This window comes from Pedobacter sp. Leaf41, assembly GCF_001422545.1.
GTDB lineage: Bacteria > Bacteroidota > Bacteroidia > Sphingobacteriales > Sphingobacteriaceae > Pedobacter.
In genome coordinates, this window is record NZ_LMLE01000009.1 from 83,587 (window position 1) to 98,373 (window position 14,787).

The 14,787-nt window shown below is 37.1% G+C and carries 15 protein-coding genes; 8 read left to right on the forward strand and 7 right to left on the reverse strand.

Going from position 1 to position 14,787, the window contains the following annotated elements; translation table 11 throughout:
- Positions 1-48: 48 nt before the first annotated feature.
- The 4 genes from lnt to ASE92_RS15225 all read left to right on the forward strand — a co-directional run bounded on the left by lnt (position 49) and on the right by ASE92_RS15225 (position 3,177).
- Positions 49-1,659, forward strand: a complete 1,611-nt coding sequence (lnt, locus tag ASE92_RS15210; RefSeq protein ID WP_056850975.1) for an apolipoprotein N-acyltransferase — start codon at positions 49-51, stop codon at positions 1,657-1,659.
- A 4-nt stretch (positions 1,660-1,663) separates the two neighbouring features.
- Positions 1,664-2,125 carry a DinB family protein gene (locus ASE92_RS15215; protein WP_056850976.1) on the forward strand — a complete coding sequence of 154 codons (462 nt, stop codon included), beginning with the start codon at positions 1,664-1,666 and terminating at the stop codon, positions 2,123-2,125.
- An 11-nt stretch (positions 2,126-2,136) separates the two neighbouring features.
- Entirely contained in the window at positions 2,137-2,664 is a 528-nt protein-coding gene (gene lspA, locus ASE92_RS15220; protein ID WP_056850977.1) for a signal peptidase II, read from the forward strand.
- 96 nt (positions 2,665-2,760) lie between these two features.
- Positions 2,761-3,177: an OsmC family protein gene (locus tag ASE92_RS15225; protein WP_056850978.1), complete on the forward strand. Its 417-nt coding sequence runs from the start codon at positions 2,761-2,763 to the stop codon at positions 3,175-3,177.
- A gap of 55 nt (positions 3,178-3,232) precedes the next feature.
- Here ASE92_RS15225 and ASE92_RS15230 read toward each other — a convergent pair whose 3' ends face one another.
- Together ASE92_RS15230 and ASE92_RS15235 are read right to left on the reverse strand one after the other, a co-directional pair.
- The gene (locus ASE92_RS15230; RefSeq protein ID WP_056850979.1) at positions 3,233-4,873 is read right to left on the reverse strand and encodes an NAD+ synthase; all 1,641 of its coding nucleotides are present in this window, start codon (positions 4,871-4,873) and stop codon (positions 3,233-3,235) included.
- 45 nt (positions 4,874-4,918) lie between these two features.
- The gene (locus ASE92_RS15235; RefSeq protein WP_056850980.1) at positions 4,919-5,593 is read right to left on the reverse strand and encodes a porin family protein; all 675 of its coding nucleotides are present in this window, start codon (positions 5,591-5,593) and stop codon (positions 4,919-4,921) included.
- Between the two features lie 26 nt (positions 5,594-5,619).
- Between ASE92_RS15235 and gldB the strand changes: the two genes are divergently transcribed.
- Together gldB and ASE92_RS15245 are read left to right on the forward strand one after the other, a co-directional pair.
- The gene (gene gldB / locus ASE92_RS15240) at positions 5,620-6,651 is read left to right on the forward strand and encodes a gliding motility lipoprotein GldB (protein WP_056850981.1); all 1,032 of its coding nucleotides are present in this window, start codon (positions 5,620-5,622) and stop codon (positions 6,649-6,651) included.
- A 76-nt stretch (positions 6,652-6,727) separates the two neighbouring features.
- Positions 6,728-7,504, forward strand: coding sequence for a patatin-like phospholipase family protein (locus ASE92_RS15245; RefSeq protein WP_056850982.1), 777 nt, complete (start codon positions 6,728-6,730; stop codon positions 7,502-7,504).
- Between the two features lie 136 nt (positions 7,505-7,640).
- Here the strand turns inward: ASE92_RS15245 and ASE92_RS15250 are convergent, their stop codons facing one another.
- Both ASE92_RS15250 and gcvT read right to left on the reverse strand, forming a co-directional pair.
- On the reverse strand, positions 7,641-8,366 hold the full coding sequence (locus ASE92_RS15250; protein WP_056850983.1) for a 2-phosphosulfolactate phosphatase: 726 nt from the start codon (positions 8,364-8,366) through the stop codon (positions 7,641-7,643).
- An 81-nt stretch (positions 8,367-8,447) separates the two neighbouring features.
- Complete coding sequence (gene gcvT / locus ASE92_RS15255) at positions 8,448-9,527, reverse strand: glycine cleavage system aminomethyltransferase GcvT (RefSeq protein ID WP_056850984.1); 1,080 nt, start codon at positions 9,525-9,527, stop codon at positions 8,448-8,450.
- A 798-nt stretch (positions 9,528-10,325) separates the two neighbouring features.
- Here gcvT and ASE92_RS15265 point away from each other — a divergent pair.
- A complete protein-coding gene (locus ASE92_RS15265; RefSeq protein ID WP_056850985.1) occupies positions 10,326-10,835 on the forward strand; it encodes a hypothetical protein in 510 nt (169 codons plus the stop codon).
- Between the two features lie 4 nt (positions 10,836-10,839).
- Here the strand turns inward: ASE92_RS15265 and ASE92_RS15270 are convergent, their stop codons facing one another.
- The 3 genes from ASE92_RS15270 to ASE92_RS15280 form a co-directional block, all read right to left on the reverse strand.
- Positions 10,840-12,042 (reverse strand): glycosyltransferase family 4 protein, encoded by a 1,203-nt coding sequence (locus ASE92_RS15270; RefSeq protein WP_056850986.1) that lies wholly within the window; start codon positions 12,040-12,042, stop codon positions 10,840-10,842.
- A gap of 46 nt (positions 12,043-12,088) precedes the next feature.
- On the reverse strand, positions 12,089-13,381 hold the full coding sequence (locus ASE92_RS15275) for a WG repeat-containing protein (protein WP_056850987.1): 1,293 nt from the start codon (positions 13,379-13,381) through the stop codon (positions 12,089-12,091).
- A gap of 64 nt (positions 13,382-13,445) precedes the next feature.
- Entirely contained in the window at positions 13,446-14,054 is a 609-nt protein-coding gene (locus ASE92_RS15280) for a ribonuclease HII (RefSeq protein WP_056850988.1), read from the reverse strand.
- A gap of 187 nt (positions 14,055-14,241) precedes the next feature.
- On the opposite strand from ASE92_RS15280, the gene ASE92_RS15285 reads away from it, so the two are divergent.
- Positions 14,242-14,637, forward strand: coding sequence for a GxxExxY protein (locus tag ASE92_RS15285; RefSeq protein WP_056850989.1), 396 nt, complete (start codon positions 14,242-14,244; stop codon positions 14,635-14,637).
- The last annotated feature ends 150 nt before the right edge of the window (positions 14,638-14,787 follow it).

Sequence of the window (14,787 nt, forward strand, 5' to 3'; positions counted from 1 at the left end):
ACAAAGTCGACCAACTAATCTATTTCCTAGGCCCAATTTCTCAAAAAAATGAAAAAAAGCTATCTCTTAGCCATATTAAGCGCCTTCTTACTTTGGCTGGCATGGCCACCTATGCCCTTTACAACTCCGCTGTTGCTTATTGCATTAGTGCCTCTATTTATTGCGCTTGATTCGATTTTTAATAGCGACCGAAAAAAGAAAGGCAAAAAAGTTTTTTTAACTGCGGGGCTTACTTTTCTAATTTGGAATACAGCGTCTATTTATTGGGTATATAATGCCATTAGTGCCTACAATGGCACCGCCGTTGCTATTCCAGTTTCCATAATTCCTTACGGGCTGGGAGCATTTTTAATGACTACCGCTTTCTGGCTTTTTTATCGCTTAAGTAGATATACCAATAAAGTGATTGCCTATTTAGGCTTGATCTCATTTTACATTGCACTCGAATATTTACAACAAACCTGGGATCTGGCTTTCCCATGGATGACTTTAGGAAATGGCCTGGCCGGTATGCACCAGCTTGCCCAGTGGTATGATTATACCGGCATTTATGGCGGTTCGTTATGGATTTTGTTAAGCAATATTTTAGCCTTCGAAGCTTACCAAAAATTCAGATCTTCAACCGGATATGCGAAATTTAAACCAGCGGGTATTTGGGCTTTAGTTGTAATTGTTCCAGCTACAATTTCATTAGTAACATACTTCAATGTCGAGCAACAAGGTACACCCAGCAATGTAGTAGTCGTTCAACCCAATATCGATCCCTACAAGAAATTAAGTGAAATTCCTCCTCCAGAGCAAATTCAGATATTAACCCATTTATCCGATTCCCTTGCACAACCGAATACCGAATATTTCATCTGGCCGGAAACTGCTGTACCCATTTATGCCGATGAGGACCAGATTAGGATATATCCTGAAGTTATTTCTTTACAGAACTTTTTAAGTAAGTATAGAAACGGCACTCTAATTACCGGAATGGAAACCAAAAAAATTTATGCGGATAAAAAGACAATATCTGCAAAGTATGACGAGCCTAGCGGGCGGTATTACGATAATTTTAATACTGCAATGCAGTTGGAAAATTCAGCCAATGTTCAGTTTTACCATAAATCGAAACTTGTTCCAGGAGCAGAAAAAATGCCTTTTCCAAAAGTATTCTCATTTTTAGACGGCGTTTTTTCTGAGCTAGGCGGAAGTGTTAGTGGATGGGGCTGGCAAGAAAAGCCCAGTGTTTTATATGCACAAAGTGGCATTGGCGCCGCACCTGTAGTGTGTTATGAAAGCCTATGGGGCGATTGGATAGGACAACAAGTTAAAGACGGCGCACAGTTTATTGCCATTATTACCAACGATGGCTGGTGGGGAAATACATCAGGAAAAGACCAACACGAAATGTATGCCAAACTACGGGCCATCGAAAACCGCAGAGACATAGCCCGATCGGCAAACACTGGTATATCTTGCTTCATCAACCAACGTGGCGACATTACTAAAAGTACGAAATGGTGGACAAGAACTGCCCTAAAAGGTGATATCAACCTGAATGATGAACTGACATTTTACACCAAAAATGGCGACATCATTGCAAAAGTGCTTTGTATATTAGCTTTAATCCTGGTGCTGATTATTCCTTATAAAAAGTGGATTAAAAAGTAATTTTATGCTGAAACAACAATATGAACTCGTTTTGTTTTCCAGAGAAACCATTTTAGATTACATTAAAACCATATCTCACGAAGACTTTATTTGCGACAATAGTGCTTTTGGCAAAGGCTCTATCCGCAATTTGTTGGTTCACATTTGCGATACGTATTCCTCATGGATTGCTGAGCGTGCATTAGGTTTACCATTAACTTATCCCGCTTTCGACAATTACTCCACATTGAATGATTGTATTAAATACTTTAACCGAGTTAATCTTTTCATCGATCAATTTTTAAATCAGTTTGAAGGAAACCATCAAAAAGAGATTCAGATTGTTCGCAATGGCACAACAACAAAGATTAGTGTCTTGCAATTATTTACACACGTGATTACGCATGAGTTTCACCACAAAGGACAAATCATGTCGTTGAGCAGAATCTTAGGCTACACACCCGTTGATGCTGACATTATTCGCTAAAATTTAAAGAAATGCAATACCATAAAAATTATACCTGGTTTTTCCTTTTGATCGTTTTGATTTTAAACATCGCCCTTGATCAGATATCAAAATTCGTTGTTCGAAATGAGATTTCTGATTACGAACACATTGTGTTGATTAAAAATTTTTTCACCCTTACCAAAGTGGAGAACAGTGGTGCTTTTTTAAGTTTGGGTGATAACATGCCTTATATTTTTCGTCTCATCATTTTAACAGGTCTACCCGTCTTATTTCTAGGTTACGGCCTATATTATTTATTTTCAAAAAAGAATTTACCGAGCACCATGCAAATTGCGCTTTGCTTTTTAATTGGCGGTGGAATGGGTAATTTGTACGACCGGATTATTCACGGTTCGGTTACTGATTTCATGCACATGGATTTTCAAATCTTCCAAACCGGTGTTTTTAATATTGCCGATATATCAATCATGATTGGCGTCGGCATTTTACTCATCCAATCATTAAGAATGAAGGCAACACCTACAGTAGATCCATCTAACGTAGAAAAAGAAGATTAAAACTTTATCAAATGTTAACGAAATAATTGCGTTTGCTAAACAAACATTAGGTTATATTTATTGTTAGAAATCTTATCTCAAAAAAACTAATTCAACATGAAAAGAAATGCAACAGCCGTATGGCAGGGCTCTATTAAAGAAGGTGCCGGTAAACTGACAACACAAAGCACTACATTAAATGACACACAATACTCTTTCAATTCTCGTTTTGCAGAAGGAGTTGGTACCAACCCTGAAGAATTAATTGCCGCTGCGCATGCAGGATGTTTTACCATGAAGCTTTCGGCTAACTTAGCTGAAGCAGGTTTTACCGCCACTAAATTGGAAACGAAATGTGAAATTAACTTAGATCCTTCAAAGGGAGAAATTGTAGAATCGCATTTGACTTTAACTGCGGAGGTTCCAGAGCTTTCTCAAGAAAAATTCGATGAATTAGTAGCAGATGCGGAGAAAAACTGCCCGATCTCAAAATTATTAAATACTTCAATCACCGTTGACGCAACGTTGGCATAACTCAAAAAAGCTTGTTGATTATTCGTCAACAAGCTTTTTAACATCTTTAAATCTACTAGATCTGGTGTTTACCTACAATTGGCATTCGCCTACCCATACCGAAGGCTTTAGGCGAAACTCTTAAAATTGGAGGAGTTTGATAACGCTTAAACTCAGCTACGTTAACCATCTTGATTATCTTTTTTACAAGTTCTTCACTAAAACCCTGCTCAATAATTGCTTTCGATCCTTTCTTTTTTTCGATATGCTGATATAAGATGCGATCGAGCGTGTCGTAGTCGGGCAAAGAATCAGAATCTTTTTGATCTGGCCTCAACTCTGCCGAAGGCGGTTTAACAATCGTGTTTACTGGTATAATTTCTCTTTCTTTATTGATGTATCTTGCCAATTCAAACACCTGGGTTTTATACACATCGCCAATTACCCCAATTGCCCCACACATATCGCCATACAAGGTTCCATAACCAACAGCGCACTCACTTTTGTTGGATGTATTGAGTAAAATGTAGCCAAATTTGTTACTCATGGCCATATTTATTACCCCACGAATACGGGCCTGGATATTTTCTTCAGTCAAATTGAAAGGCAGACCTTCAAAAGCTGGTGCTAAAATGTGATCAAAAGCTTCCGCTACTTCCTTTATAGCAATGATCTCATGCTGGCATCCAATATTTTTTACCAAATCTAAAGCATCCTGAATGGAATGATCTGAAGAAAATTTAGAAGGCATTAAAACCGACATTACATTTTCAGCACCCAAAGCACGACACGCCAGCGCACACACCACAGCAGAATCAATGCCGCCTGATAATCCTAAAACCGCCATTTTAAAGCCTGACTTTTCAAAATAATCCTTAATGCCCAGGATTAATGCATCATGAATTTGCTCTATATCGGTTAACCGTTCGGGCTGTGGGTATTTATTTTTAACATTTTCAACTTCGTCTAAATCAAATACCTGAAGATCTTCTTCAAAATATTTCATTTCAGCTTTCATGGCACCATCGGCATCAAAAACGAGTGAGCCACCATCGAATATAATTTCCGTTTGCGCACCCACCTGATTTACATAAAAAACCGGCAAATTGTACTTCTTTGCATTATCGGCCAAAACTTTAATCCGCTCATCATCATGCGTGTAAGAAAAAGGGGAAGCCGCAATATTGATCATTAAATCGGGTTGCTCCTTAATCAATTCATCCATTGGGTTTGAAACATATAAGGGGTTATCATTAATGTTCCATAAATCTTCACAAATGGTTAGCGCAATCTTTTTCCCTTTGAAATCAATACACTTGAAGCTTGAAGCAGGCTCGAAATAACGGTATTCATCAAATACATCATAAGTGGGCAGCAATGCTTTCTTTGTTATGGATTTTACCTTACCATTTTCGATAAAATAAGCCGCATTGAACAAATCCTTACCATCGAGAATGTCGTTTTTAACCGGCAAGCCAATAATACAGGCAATCTCTATACAGCTTTCTGCAATTTTTTGAGCCGCATCTTCGCAAAGGGCTATAAACTCATCAAACTCCAAATAATCTCGCGGCGGATAACCACAAACAGCCAACTCTGCAAAAACAACCAGATCGGCACCTTTACTTTTTGCAAGCTGAATGTGCTCTACAATCTTGTTCGTATTGTTTTCGAAATTACCAATGTGGTAGTTGAGTTGGGCCAGCGCTATTTTCATTTTGAAGAATTAAGTATCAAATATTAGGAAAAATGTAAATGCAATTTAAAAAAATACACCAAAATTAAGTGCAAGATAATGGTTTCTCACGTCTCGATTTTTATCAGTTGTGATATTAGTAAAACCATTATTATAGGTTAAACCAGCCAAAATACTTGCGTTACCGGAAATATCGAATTCGCCCCCAGCTCCGAGTATTAAACCCGCCCGATAGAATTTCGTAAAATCTGATATTTTTTGATTATCGCCAACAGTAGTAGCACCACTTACTGCATCTTGCTTGGCGCTGATATTAAATCCGTTGGATAAACCAAACTGCCCATACCAACGTTTACCATCAGCCTTAAGAGTTTTAAGCTTCACCGTTAACGGCAACTCAATATATTGCATCTTATATTTCAAATCGTAAGCCACAGGAATACTATTATTTGCATTTGCATAATAAGGCGAAACGTTTACCTCAGTACTTTTTCCGTTGATAGTTGTAATGGTTAAACCCGTTGAAAAACTGTAGTTCGGAGCAAAATTAAAATCTCCTAACAATCCATAAGAAAACCCAAGTGCAACGCTGTTTGTTTTTCCAGGTTCAGGTTTTATCCAACCGATAGTTGGTGTAGCGGTTAGGCCTAATCTGAAACCATAATTGATTAATGGAGAATTTTGAGCATAGGCGACAAAACCCAAAAAAGATAAAATTAAAATAGTCGTTATTTTTTTCATGCTTTATGTGATTATATTTGTTGTACATGATGTATAACGTAAAACACAGGCAAATTTATCTAATTTTTCTTTTTGCTGCCGCATTTATTTCCTGCAAACAAAGCAAACGCCCTGATGTAAGCAACATTAAGCTCGATATAAAAATTGAACGATTTGATAAAGAGTTGTTTGCCTCGAAAGATAAAAATGTGAGCGCTACCAACGCCTTTCTTTCAAAAAAATATGGTTTTTTTTATGATGATTATATTCATAAAATGATCGGCTCTCCTGATTACAGCAATGAAGAAATATTGAATACCCTATTTAATGATAAAGCTTACAGTGATTTAACGAAGGAAGTTGATAGCGTTTACCCTAATTTAAAAGCTCAGGAAGCAGGTTTAACACAAACTTTTAAATACATCAAATACTATTACCCGAAGGCCAAAGTGCCAAAAATAATTTCATTTGTTTCGGGTTTTGCCTACCAGATGCCCGTTGGAGATAATTATTTGGGTGTAGGCTTAGATATGTTTTTAGGTAAAGACAGCAAGTTTTATGGTGCCATAGTCCAAAGTGTTCCTTTGTACCTATCGCGAAGATTTACTCCCGAATATATTGTGCCCCGGGTAGCAGAAACCTATGCTCATGAGGACTTGTTTCCAGAACCGGATGAAAACCGGACATTATTATCCAAAATGATTTTCCAGGGAAAAATTCTTTACTTTCTGGATCAGGTATTACCGGAAGATATGGCCGACTCGACTAAAATTGGCTACACACAGCAACAATTACAATGGACCCAAGATTTCGAAGGTGATATTTGGGCTTACTTTTTGGAAAATAACTTCCTTTATGAAACCGATTACCACAAAATCCAGGTTTTCCTTTCTGAAGGACCATTTACACCGGCATTGGGCGACCAAAAATCAGCACCAAAATTAGGCGTATGGACGGGCTGGCAAATTGTGAGGAAGTACATGGCCGAAAATCCAAAAGTAACGCTGCAGCAACTCATGGCAGATAACGATGCACAAAAAATTCTCAATCAATCTAAATATAAACCGAAACAGAAGTAAACGTTAGCAATTGGAACAGCCCAGTCAGCAAACAAATTAGGTAGTTCTTCAGTTTAAAAACATCAAGTATTTGTAAATGAGAGTAGGTATCGTATTATCAGGAGGAGGAATTAGAGGGATAGCGCACCTTGGCATTCTTAAGGCATTTAAGAATTTGGGAATTACCTTCAGCCACATTAGCGGAACAAGTGCGGGAGCAATTGCAGGCGCTTTTTTTGCAGCAGGAATTGATCCCGAAGAAGGATTAAGCATTTTCTTAAAAACTAAACTCTGGCGCTTTGTTCGCCCGGCCGTTGGCTCACTGGGTTTGATAAATATCGAAAATACCGCTCAGATACTTAGAGAATATTTCCCTGAAGATAGCATCGAAAAACTGAAAATACCACTTACAATTGCGGCTGTAAATTTTAGCGAGGGCCGCTTGGTATATTTTACCAAAGGACCACTGATCAGGGCCATACAGGCATCAAGTTGTATTCCTGGTATTTTTAAACCTATAATGGTTGATGGACAGATGTACGTTGATGGAGGAATTCTAAATAATTTCCCAGTCGAGCCTTTAATGGAAGAATGCGATTTCATTATTGGTTCATCTTGCAATCATTTAAAACCTGTAGATAAAATTACAGGCATTACCAATTTAATGGGGCGAGCAGGAATTATGTCGATAAACCATGATATGGAGCGTAAAGCTAAGTTCTGTAATGTGATGATTGAACCAAAAGGTTTAGGTGCTATAAGTACTTTCGATATGAAACGGGCTGAAGATATTTATTGGCTGGCACACGAAGAGGCTTTGATTACCATTAAAAACACCCAGGAAATCAGGGAACTTATCACGCCAGTCCGCTAAAGGGGAATTTGCCCGGCCAGCGTTAAAGCAGTACGCAATATTGTATGGGCAACAGTCATTAAGAAGATTTTTCCACCTTACCAGTAAACAACGTGAAAGATTTTTGCCTTTTTCCGCCATGCTTTTACAGCCCCCTTCAGGGGTTTTGGAGGTTTAGGCTAACCAATCTTTCCCCATCCAAAACCGGAATAGCCTTGCAAACATTTAACTGCAAACAGAACACTACATCATCCTCAATATTTAATTGTGCTAAACGGTGACTGTGAGAAGATTTGTGTAGGTATTTCCTTAAATCGTCTTTTGCAAGCAGATATAAATCTTCAGCTGCAACGCTGGAATCATCGAAATGTTCGAAATTTTTGCGCAATTGATTTACAACTGCACCGGCAAATAAGGTATCTTCCAAATTAAATTGGTCTTTCCAGCCAGCACAAAGAAGCAGTACGTTCTGATCCTGACTTGCCAGGTAATTACAAAGTGAATCTAAGTTTAAGAATGAACCAATCACCACCTGATAAGCCCGTTTATTGGCCAAATGTAATGCCTTAGTTCCGTTTGTGGTAGTAAGAACAATTGTTTTTCCTGCAACTTTTTCTTTGGTATAAGAAAATGGCGAATTCCCAAAATCGTAACCCACCACAACTTCCCCATTCCGCTCCGCAGCCAATAAATAACCTTTATCGCTGTAATTTAAGCAATCTTCCACATTGGCAACCGGAATAATGGCTTCAGCACCATTTTCAATTCCGTAGGTGATGGACGAGGTAGCCCTCAAAATATCAATAACAACCACAATACTTTGCTCAATATCATATAGATCGATCAAAGCAGGGGTTAAACAAACTTCTATTTTTTTTGACATTTCTTAGATTTGAGTACTGAGATTTAAAATGTGAGACCAAGAACAAACGAACTCAAATCTCACATCTATTGTCTCAAAATCTTATTTGTAAAATGGAAACTTAACTACTTTGGCCTTAATTGGCGTATTGCGGATGTTGATGAAAATTTCCGTTCCTTCTTTCGAAAATTCTTTAGCTACATAGCCCATACCAATTGCTTTCTGTAACGAAGGTGCCTGCGTACCAGAAGTTACCTTACCAATAATATTTCCATCAGCATCAGCAATTTCATAATCATGGCGAGGAATTCCCCTGTCAATCATTTCAAAACCCACTAATTTCTTTTGAATACCAGCTTCTTTTTGTGCTTGTAGCGCATCAGAGTTTGTAAACGGTTTTGAGAATTTGGTAATCCAGCCTAAACCAGCTTCAATTGGCGAAGTAGTATCATCAATATCATTTCCATACAAACAGAAACCCATTTCTAAACGCAACGTATCACGAGCACCTAAGCCTATTGGCTTGATATTATAAGCTGCACCAGCTTCGAAAATTGCATCCCAGATTTTATCTGCATGCTCATTATCAAAATAAATTTCAAATCCTCCTGCACCAGTATAACCCGTAGCCGAAATAACCACATTATCAACGCCTGCAAACGTTCCCTTAACGAAGGTATAATATTCCATCGATGCCAGATTAACATCTGTTAAACTTTGCAAAGCATCAGCAGCTTTTGGCCCCTGAATTGCCAATAAAGAGGTTTTATCTGAAATGTTATGCATCTCCACGTTTTGATTGTTAAACTGTTTAATCCAGTTCCAATCCTTTTCAATGTTCGATGCATTAACAACCAGCATATAGGTTTTTTCATCTATACGGTAAACCAAAAGGTCATCAACAATTCCCCCATCTTGATTAGGCAAACACGAATATTGAACTTTGCCATCGTATAATTTTGAGGCATCGTTACTGGTTACGCGTTGAATTAAATCTAAAGCATTTTCACCTTTCAGTATAAATTCACCCATGTGGCTCACATCAAAAACACCTACACTATTACGCACCGTTGCATGTTCAGCGTTTATACCCTCGTAAGTAACAGGCATATTATAACCTGCAAATGGAACCATTTTAGCGCCTAAAGCGATGTGTTTTTCTGTTAATGCGGTGTTTCTCATGAGTAAATTTTAGTTGCGCAAAAGTAATAAGAAAACCGGAATGTTTTAGCCTTAAATTTTTGGCTTTTTAATTGGTTACGGAAAAGAATGCAAACATTTCATCGTATTTTCAGTCCTGCTTTCTGCTTTACTTACCCGATAAAAATCGGGTTTCGTGTTCGCTCCAATCAGGTTTAAATCACCTAATTTCTGCTTTAACTTAAGTTGTAATAAAGGTAGCGAGTTGATTAGTTAAAGCGGTTACGAAATATGTAAATTAGAAAATCAAATCACAAACCGAATAAACAGACAATGGCAACAGAAGTAATAAGCACCACGCCAGAATCAGAAATTGTAAGCACAAGAAACTTCGATGCTCCTCGAGAACTGGTTTATAAAGCGTAGAAAGATCCAACACATTTAAAAAACTGGTGGGGACCTAAGGGTTTCACCAATACCTTTCAATATTTTCGACTTTCGCGTATGAGGCAGATGGAGCTTTATTATGCACGGGCCCGATAAAGGGGAATTATCCTAACGAATGTGAATTTATAAAATCGAATTGCCATCGCTAATAGCCTGGAAAAGACATTCAAAACCTCACTTTTAAGTTTTGGCCAGTTTTGAAAAAATTACTGAAAATAAAACACAAGTTATATTTGAAATGCTATTCAATTCTCCAGAAGAGTGTAATAAACTCAAGCCCTTTGTAGTGGATAAAAATGAAGAAAATTTTGATCGATTGGAAATAGAGTTGAATAAGATGAAATAAGTGAAACCAATTTATGCTAAATTACAAAGTTTAAGAAACACCAGATCATGACTAAAATTCGCTTCCAATTGCTCATATGCTTCCTTATTTTTTCAACGAGCCAGGTTATTGCACAAGGCAAAATCACTAAAAAAGAATTAAAACCTTTTATCGGGAATTGGAAAGGAAGCCTTACTTATATCGATTATTCTTCAGGCAAACCTTATACCATGCCTGCCAATCTCGAGATTAAGAAGGGTTTAAATGCTAACGAACTGTTGATCTCCAATATCTATCCTAACGAACCCAAGGCCAATTCAGTTGATACCTTAATCATTTCTCCAAAAGAAAATAGCTTTGATGGAGCAGCTGTCAAATCGATTACCAGATTAAGTGACGGAAGTACTCAAATTATAACGGAAAGTAACGATACTGACGGGAATGACAAGAAACCGGCACTGATTAGACATACCTACACAATCAGTAAAACGAATTATTCAAACAGAAAAGAAGTACAGTTTTTCGGGGAAACAAAATGGATGAAGAGACATGAATATAGCTACTTAAAAAACATGTAATTATTCACGCTGTAATTAATCCTTTGTAAATCTCAAGCATTTTACCCGCAATCAATTTTATCCCGTGGTCGTTCTCCACTGTCTTTCGGGCATTCTCTCCTATCTCCATCCAGCGCTTCGGATTTATGATACATTGCAAAATATAGCGGTAAAATTCGTCGGCAGAATCTGCTATTAAAATATCGTGTCCGTGCCGGCAATTAATTCCTTCAGCTGCGGTAGTGGTAGCGATAATGCATTTTTTCATTGCCATACCTTCAATAATTTTTACCCGCATACCTGTTCCAGAAATAAGTGGCACAATCATAATCGCCTTCGAATTCATAAATTCAATCGCATCAAAAACTTCTCCCTCAACAATTAAGTTATCAGAATCATATTCAAAAAAATGTTTTTGCATATTTTTGCCAGCGATATAGAAACGAAGGTCTTTATTCAATTTCTCAATATCTGGCCAAATGTCATCAAGAAACCACTCCAATCCTTCCTGATTTGGACGCCAATCCATCGCCCCCAGATGAAATAGCGTAGGGAAACTCGTTTTCGTTTTATCAACTTTATACTTTTCTAGATCAATGGCTACCGGAAAAACCGTCATCGGCACTTCACAACCAAACCTGATAATACTTTGCCTGTCGGGTTCGCTAATGGCAAATATTTGATGGAATCGGTTAATTTGATCGGTTTCATAAGCTTTTAACCGTTGAGCTAAAAAGGCTAAATACTTCCTCCTGATTAGAAAACTTTCTGAGTGAGACAGTCGTTCCCACATCGTAAATTCGATATTATGGGCCCGGTAAATGAGCTTAGCATTGCTATTTGCTTTTACAACATCGAGGTAAGGTACTACAAATAATCCTTCGAACTGGATGACATCGAAGACATTTTCTCGCAGAATATTTTCGAGTTGTCTTGCTGCATCCTCACTAAAATACCTGGAAACGTTATACGATTCATTAGTGAAAATGTTAAAAAACGCTGACCATACATTTACTTCGGTGTCGAGATCTACAGTATGATACTTGATCTTTTCGAAAATCGAATCGTAAACATCCTCCATATCTATCCGCCCTTTCATGGGGTTCAAGCTAAACAAAGTAATATCTGCACCAAGCTGCAGCAGGCCTTTCATGGTATTATAAACCACAATTGGATAACCACTGTTTGGCGGGAAGGGAATCCGCTTAGTAATTAACAGAATTTTCACAATGTTGTGAATTTAAGTAATTAAAGCGGTTTTTAAAAAAAATTCATTAGTCGCGTAAGTCAACGAATTTTTTGTTCAATGCATCGAGTTTTCTTACTCTTCCTATTCTATTCTGGTATACGCTAAATTTACCTTCCGACTCTGCCCTAATATCATCATAAGTTGGATTGACTATCCAGTTGCCTTTAGCATCTACAATGCCATATTTATTGTTTTTTGAATCTTTAGCTACAAAATAGCCTTCATTAAAAGATTCCCGATCGTCTTTATGGAGCTTTAAAGTAACTTTTTTAGTTGCACTTTCTGGCTTACTATTTTCTACATAGATCATAATATGATCTACAGGGCCAGCATAAAAAGTTTTAGCAAATGCTTTTTTATCAGATTGAGCAGGTTTTTTTAACAACTTTTTGGCTAGATAAGCATCAACCTCTTGCTTTGATTTCAATTCTTTATTATCAATTAAATCGACCGCTTTTTGGTAAGTGGTCAAAGTCTTTTTTAACCATTCTATCATTTCTATAGTAGGAACTGAATAGCTTGTTCGCCCAGAATTTTTCAACATTTCACCATTTTTATAAAAGCCGTGTGTTTCACCAATCCGTTTATCCATAACTTGCGGATAGCTTATTTTCACTTCGCCATTTTGGTTGCTTAGCAATTCAATTTGCCCACCATCTACTTTGGCTATTTTGTTAACACTATCCAATCGGTAACCTGTAAATCCTTTATGTTTAAACTTAACATCAAAATCTAAAGCACGAATAGGTTTATCAACAGGAATTAAAAATTCGTTATATTTAAATCCATTGGCATCTTGCCCATTGCGTTCTTTTATTTTGGTAGTATCTAATGTTTGATAATTTCCATTCACCGCTAATCTTGTTCCATCCCAAAAATGTATTGTACTTGGAATAAACGAAGGGGCATTCGCAATTATCGCATTGTCTCCAATCTCTAAACCTAATAAATTATTCAAATCCATAACATCTACAGAAAGTTTAACCAGGTTATTTGGCTTAATAACTTCAGCATCAATCTGTTCATCCTTTTTAATGAAAGATAAAAATTCATCAACAGTAAAGTACCTAATGTAATCGGATGTAAAGTTATACTGGTTATTTTCGTCAAATGCTTCCTTTGGCGATAAACTAGAAGGTTTAACTTCTAAGCTTGTGATATCAATAAGATTTTCAGTTTCATCAATGTGAGCCTGTAGCTCATCTCTTGTTTTTTGTAAATCGTTATCAACGTTGCACGCCCAGAGAAGGGTAACGAACCAACAAATTAGTGTGAATAATTTCACCTTCTTAAAGTGATTTGTTCGAGAGAGCGCCATAAATTTTGTTTTTAATAATTATTTGATTTTTAGGCAAGATAAAAATGAATTTTGACAAAGCGAATTATATTGCTTTTGAAAACAAATCGAGTTGAGGATCGGTTACGTTGAAAGTTTTCCGATGAAAAGGAGATAAACCAATCTCAATGACTGCTTTACGGTGGGCAATGGTTGGGTAACCTTTGTTTGATAGCCAATTATAATGTGGAAAATCGATGTGAAGGTTGCTCATGTACTCATCTCGATGGGTTTTTGCGAGAATGGAAGCTGCAGCAATGTTCAAATACTTTCCATCACCTTTTATAATGCAGCTGTGCGGAATCTCCGGATAAGCTTTAAACCGATTTCCATCGATAACAAGGTAACCAGGTTGAGTGTGAAGCTTCTCAACTGCTCGATGCATCGCCAGAAAAGAAGCATTAAGTATATTGATGCGATCAATTTCTTCATGATCACACGAAGCTACCGCCCAGGCCAAAGCTTCTCTTTCGATTATCGGCCGAAGTAAATTTCGCTGTTCGTGTGTTAATTGTTTAGAATCGTTTAAGCCATCTAACACATAACCTTTTGGTAAAATAACCGCTGCAGCAAACACTGGCCCAGCTAAACAGCCTCTTCCAGCTTCATCGCAACCGGCCTCTAAAAATTCTTCCTGATAACAAGCTAATAACATTACTATGATTTACGGTGATTCAATGAACGCTATGATTAGCAAATCATAGTTTCATGCCAACTTTCGAATGGAGTTATGTAACTAAAACTAAAAATCGAAAGTTTTATTACCTACAAAGATACTTTACCACTTCATTTATTAGTAATAATTTTTAACTAACTTGTAGTGAAATTAAAGTTAGCGCTCCATGATAAATACTCAATATGCTGAAAGCGAACTGACGGGAAGAATTATAGGATGCGCCATGGAAGTTCATAATACATTGGGAAATGGCTTTCAAAAAAAAAATTATCAGAAAGCTTTAGCCATAGAATTAACGGGACAAGGGTTCAATTTCATACAGGAGCATGAAATGAGTATTTTCTATAAGCGGAATTTTTCGGGTAAAAGGAGAGTAGATTTCTTCATCGAAAACAAAATTATGGTTGAATTAAAAGCTGTTATTCTACTTGACGATGCCCATCTAGCTCAAGCTATCAACTACCTAGAAGCTTCCGGGTTTGAAATTGGTCTATTAATAAATTTTGGCTGCAGAAGCTTACAACTTAAACGTGTAATGAAACCTGGCACCTCTGCAACTTAATTCAGTATATTTCCACTAATCAATTACGCAATAACAGAAAGTTCACCTAACCATCGAAGTCTCAGTATTAAGATAGAACCAATCTTTATTAAGCAATGATTAATTACCAAATTACTTTTCGCTGGCAAATCATACTAATTCATTCAATCA